Raw genomic sequence first — 5,199 nt, 5'->3', positions numbered from 1 at the left:
ATTTCAAAAAGTAGGCTTAAAGCCTTGTACTATAAGGCTTTAAGCTACTTTTTAGCAACAATTTTGTCTATTATGCCTAAAATTAAAAGAGTTATTCAAGAATTAAAGGCTACTTATCAAATAAGTAGCCTTTTACTATACTCTATAAATTAATCACTGCAAAAATCACTAGAACACTGTAAAGTGCAGATAATCCATAGAAAATCCAAGCTCCTGCAGGAACATGAACTTTGAAATCATGTAAACCTAAATGAATACGGTGCATACCACACCACATAGGAAAGATAAGTAATGCAAGTATTGCAAGTTTACCAATCCAAGTATGTGCAAATGCAATGATATTATCTGGTGTGATCAAGCCAAATGGCAGTAAAAATCCTAGAATTAACACTAATACAGGGAAAAATACTGCACTAATTGCACCGCCCGCACCGAAAAGTAGCCATACCGCAGGTTCGTTTGAACGTGGTGGATTTAATTTGTCCATTTTATTGCTCCCTATACTAAAATTAACGCAAGAAGGCTAACAAATGCGGTAATTCCCCAAAATACACGTGAAACAAGTTTCACATCAATACGTTCATTTTTAACAATCACGTTCATCATTTGAGGAGCCATACCAAAGAAGGTGAAGCTGTTAAGTAATACCGCGCCGAGAGTGATAATATTTAATATCACTACCAATGGATTTTGCAAAAATGGAATGAAGCTTTCAACAAATCCATTTTCTTTTCCCAAACATGCTAGACCATAGAAAAGTACCAAACAAAACCAAATGGTTGGAACGGCAGTACTTTCACGTAAGACGTAGAATTTGTAAAAATCTAACGCTTTCCACCAAGTTGGTTTAACTTCACGCACATATTTTTTGCGTTTACTTGTTGTTGCTGTTGTCATCTTACTTTCTCCTTACTTTTGCGGTTTTAACATTGCAAAGACATAGTCTTTAGCACTTTCGATCTTACCTTGGTTAACCGCAGATGCAGGACCAACGTGTTTCGGGCAAACTTCAGAGCAGTAGCCAACAAAAGTACAGCTCCAAACACCGTTTTTACCGTTGATGATCTTCATACGCTCTGCTTTACCGTTGTCACGGTTATCAAGATTATAACGGTGAGCAAGAGTTAAGGCTGCAGGACCCACAAACTCTGGGTTTAAGCCGAATTGTGGACAAGCTGCGTAGCATAAACCACAGTTAATACACATAGAGAATGTACGGTATTTTTCAAGTTGTGCAGGAGTTTGTTTAGTTCTGCTTTTCGCTAATTCAGCAGATGGATGTGGTTTACCATCAAGCTCAGGAGCTTTATTACCAATAATATACGGCTTAATGCTTTCTAAACTTTCGATAAAGTGGCTTAAATCAACCACTAAATCACGCTCAATTGGGAAGTTTGCAAGCGGTTCGATCCGCATATGTCCGCTGTAATCACGCAGGAATGTTTTACATGCTAATTTTGGTTTACCGTTTACCATCATTCCGCAAGAACCACAGATCGCCATACGGCAAGACCAACGGTATGAAAGCTCAGGTTCTAATTCATCTTTAATGTAGCCAAGTGCATCAAGCAATGAAGTTTGACTATCATAAGGCACTTCATATTTTGATAAGTACGGTTCGTTATCTTTTTCAGGGTTATAACGAAGCACTTCTACCGTCATTTTACTTTGGTTCATCTTCTGTTACTCCTTTTTCGCTGCTTCTTGTGCTTCTGCTTCTGCACCGTACACACGCTTAGCTGGTTGTGATTTGGTGATTTTTACATCACTATACTTAATGGTTGGAGCACCATTTTCATTATAGAACGCTTGAGTATGTTTCAAGTAGTTCACATCATCACGCTCAACGTAATCTAAACGTTGGTGCGCACCACGAGACTCTTTACGCTCAACCGCTGATGAAGAAATAGATTGAGCAACATCAAGAATATAGCCAAGCTCGATTTTATAAAGTAAATCGGTATTGAATACACTTGACGTATCTTTCACTTTGATACGTTTATAACGTTCTTTAAGTTCAGCAATTTTAGCCACGGTGTTTTCCATACTTTCTTGAGTACGATAAATACCGCAACCTTCTTCCATTGAATCTCCCATTTCATTACGAATTTGAGACCAAGACTCTTCACCTTCTTGACGAGCTAGCGCATAAACACGTGCTAAGACATCTTGTGCTTGTGCATCAATTACCGCTTGATTGCGAGTAGTTGATTCAACCGCACGTTGTGCTGCCATTTCACCAGCTACTTTACCGAAGACCACTAATTCAGCTAATGAGTTAGAACCTAAACGGTTTGCGCCGTGTAAACCTGAAGACGCACATTCACCCACTGCAAATAAGCCTTTGATACAAGTTTCCGCTTTTTGGTCAACTTCAATACCACCCATGGTATAGTGAACTACTGGACGAACTGGGATCGGTGCTTTTGCAGGATCAACGCCCTCATAAGCTTTGGCTAATTCACAAATAAACGGCAGACGTTCGTGTAGGTATTTTTCACCTAAGTGACGTAAATCCAAATGTACCACATCTACACCTTTAGCAGTTTTTAGAGTATTGCCTTTACGCCACTCTTGCCAGAATGCTTGTGAAACTTTATCACGTGGACCTAATTCCATATATTTATTTTCAGGTTTGCCCACTGGGGTTTCAGGTCCTAGACCATAATCTTGTAAATAACGGTAGCCATCTTTATTGACCAAAATACCGCCTTCACCACGACAACCTTCAGTCATTAAGATCCCTGTATTTGGTAAACCTGTTGGGTGATATTGTACGAATTCCATATCACGCAGTGGCACACCGTGACGATAAGCCATTGATAAGCCATCACCTGTAACAATACCGCCGTTGGTATTGAAACGATAAGAACGACAACCACCACCTGTTGCAATTACAACTGCATTAGCATTGATTTGAACGAAAGTACCTTCCATCATATTCATCGCCACACAGCCACGAGCTTGACCGTCATCGACCAAAATATCGACTACAAAATGCTCATCAAAGCGGATAATTTGCGGATATTTAATGGACGTTTGGAAAAGAGTGTGTAATAAATGGAAGCCCGTTTTATCGGCAGCAAACCAAGTACGCTCAATTTTCATACCACCGAAACGGCGAACATTGATATCACCATCAGCTTTACGGCTCCACGGACAGCCCCAACGCTCTAACTGGGTCATCTCGACAGGGGAATGTTCTACGAAATATTCCACCACATCTTGCTCACACAGCCAGTCACCACCTGCAACGGTATCGTGGAAGTGTTTATCGTAAGAGTCTTCCTCTTTTGCGACTGCCGCCGCCCCACCTTCAGCTGCTACCGTATGGCTACGCATTGGATAAACTTTTGAAATCAAAGCAATTTTTAAGTTAGGGTTTGCTTCCGCTGCCGCGATCGCAGCACGTAAACCACCGCCACCGGCCCCCACAATTGCAACATCTACATTGACAGTTTGCACGATTTCCTCCTCGGAAAATAAAATATATCAACCTAAAGTAGGAATATTTTGCCATTATTTTCGATGTTTTATAATCACCTTTTACAATTTATTAACATAAAAAAATAAGTTTTGTGATCTATCTCAAAAAACAATTTTATCCTTTTCTATGTATTGAGAATTGCTTGTATTTAGTCTGAATATTCAATGACTTATTAACTGAAGTTACTCAATTAGAGTCCATAAAAACTATAAATTCCTAAATTTCAAAAAGGAATTTAATAGCACTTTTCCTGACTTATTGATAGACTTTCTTATTCATATTAAATAATAAAAGGTGTCATATGTTTCGTAATTTACTCTTTTCCAGTATGGTGATACTTTCCATTATGGGCTGTACAGCTAAGTCCCAACAAGATACTGCGTTTCCTGGAGAATTTATCGGCGCTGACTATCTCCTATCAGAAGCAGATGCTGAGCGTTGGGCAATGGCAAGTCAACAAGCCGAACAATGCATATACCCAAATTTAACTAAGATCCAACAACAACATTTTGGAAAAGAGGATGCCTATATACATGCACAATATGTCTTCTTTTACCCTTTAGAAAAAATCATCGGAGAAGAATATGTCAAAATGATTCAGGAAGATGAAAAATCAATGGGTTATGCTCAATTGCAATTTAAAAAATTTAAACATATTGAAGTAAAAGCATTGAAGACCGAAGAATGTGAAATTTTACGAGCTCAAGCAAAAAACGATCTCGCTGTAGTGAAAGGGCAATATAGCAGTGGAATGGTTGAAGATAAATCCACAAAAGAAACTAGTGCTACGCAAAGTGGAGATAAAGTGGCTACAGGTGATAATAAATTCTTCTTCGACATCATTAAATGGGGGGCAGCATTATTACTATAATTAAGAAAGGGTTGCTTTCATCTTTATTATTTATATCTACTGTTCAGGCTGATACAAACTCAGCCTGCTTCCATATTTATACAGAAAATGCCAACACACATATCGCAAAAATAAACTTATCATGTCCTAACTTGAAAATTATAGGAACATCTTTCGAAGATAAAGGAATGACAGTTTCTGAATTTTCACAAAAAAACCAAACAAAAATCGCAATAAATGCCAATTTTTTTAGAAAAGATATGACGCCTATTGGTCTAACGATAAGCAACAGGAAACGTTGGGAAAATACGAGAGATACAAGATCTCGAACTATCTTTGCATGTACTTCTGAAAATAAGTGTATGATTGAAGCTAAAGGGCAAATTACCAAAATTAATCCTAAGTGGGCAGTTGCTGTTTCAGGATGGCAATCATTTAATCCAAACACAGCTAAATTTGAATGTGCTACACAAGATAAAATTGGTTGTTCACAAGATATTTTTACGGGAAAGCATCCTAGAACAATGATTGGACTAGATGAAAAACAAAATCTACTCTACTTTGTTGTGGTGGAAGGTCGCCTTTTAAGTTTTAGTGGAATGAATTTAGATGAGCTTGCCACTCTCGCTAGTAAACTCAAACTAACTAAAGCTATCAACCTAGATGGTGGTGGTAGCTCAACCTTCGTTGTAGACACAGAACGCCAATCGGATTTACCTTTATTTCAAGGAAGTGAACGAGAAGTAAGTAATCACCTTGGTATAAAAATAATAAATTAATTAAAAGGCATAATAGACAAAATTGTTGCTAAAAAGTAGCTTAAAGCCTTATAGTACAAGGCTTTAAGCCTACTTTTTGAAAT

Annotated in this window: 6 protein-coding genes; 2 read left to right on the top strand and 4 right to left on the bottom strand. The window is 38.1% G+C overall.

Annotated elements, in window-relative coordinates; all coding sequences use genetic code 11:
* Window positions 1-142: 142 nt before the first annotated feature.
* Genes frdD through frdA form a run of 4 tightly spaced genes read right to left on the bottom strand, consistent with a single transcriptional unit; the run spans window position 143 to window position 3,465 of the window.
* Complete coding sequence (frdD, locus tag C5N92_RS02500) at window positions 143-487, bottom strand: fumarate reductase subunit FrdD (RefSeq protein WP_111749302.1); 345 nt, start codon at window positions 485-487, stop codon at window positions 143-145.
* Window positions 488-498: 11 nt separating this feature from the next.
* Complete coding sequence (frdC, locus tag C5N92_RS02495; RefSeq protein WP_111749301.1) at window positions 499-897, bottom strand: fumarate reductase subunit FrdC; 399 nt, start codon at window positions 895-897, stop codon at window positions 499-501.
* A gap of 12 nt (window positions 898-909) precedes the next feature.
* Window positions 910-1,677, bottom strand: a complete 768-nt coding sequence (locus C5N92_RS02490) for a succinate dehydrogenase/fumarate reductase iron-sulfur subunit (RefSeq protein ID WP_111749300.1) — start codon at window positions 1,675-1,677, stop codon at window positions 910-912.
* A 6-nt stretch (window positions 1,678-1,683) separates the two neighbouring features.
* A complete protein-coding gene (frdA, locus tag C5N92_RS02485) occupies window positions 1,684-3,465 on the bottom strand; it encodes a fumarate reductase (quinol) flavoprotein subunit (protein ID WP_111749299.1) in 1,782 nt (593 codons plus the stop codon).
* A 323-nt stretch (window positions 3,466-3,788) separates the two neighbouring features.
* Between frdA and C5N92_RS02480 the strand changes: the two genes are divergently transcribed.
* A complete protein-coding gene (locus C5N92_RS02480) occupies window positions 3,789-4,358 on the top strand; it encodes a DUF5358 domain-containing protein (RefSeq protein WP_111749298.1) in 570 nt (189 codons plus the stop codon).
* On the top strand, window positions 4,334-5,116 hold the full coding sequence (locus C5N92_RS02475; protein ID WP_111749297.1) for a phosphodiester glycosidase family protein: 783 nt from the start codon (window positions 4,334-4,336) through the stop codon (window positions 5,114-5,116). The genes C5N92_RS02480 and C5N92_RS02475 overlap by 25 nt, the downstream gene beginning before the upstream one ends.
* Window positions 5,117-5,199 lie beyond the last annotated feature (83 nt).

The sequence above is a fragment of the Glaesserella australis genome, assembly GCF_003260095.1.
GTDB classification, from domain to species: domain Bacteria; phylum Pseudomonadota; class Gammaproteobacteria; order Enterobacterales; family Pasteurellaceae; genus Glaesserella; species Glaesserella australis.
This window is presented reverse-complemented; position numbering and strand designations above follow the sequence as displayed.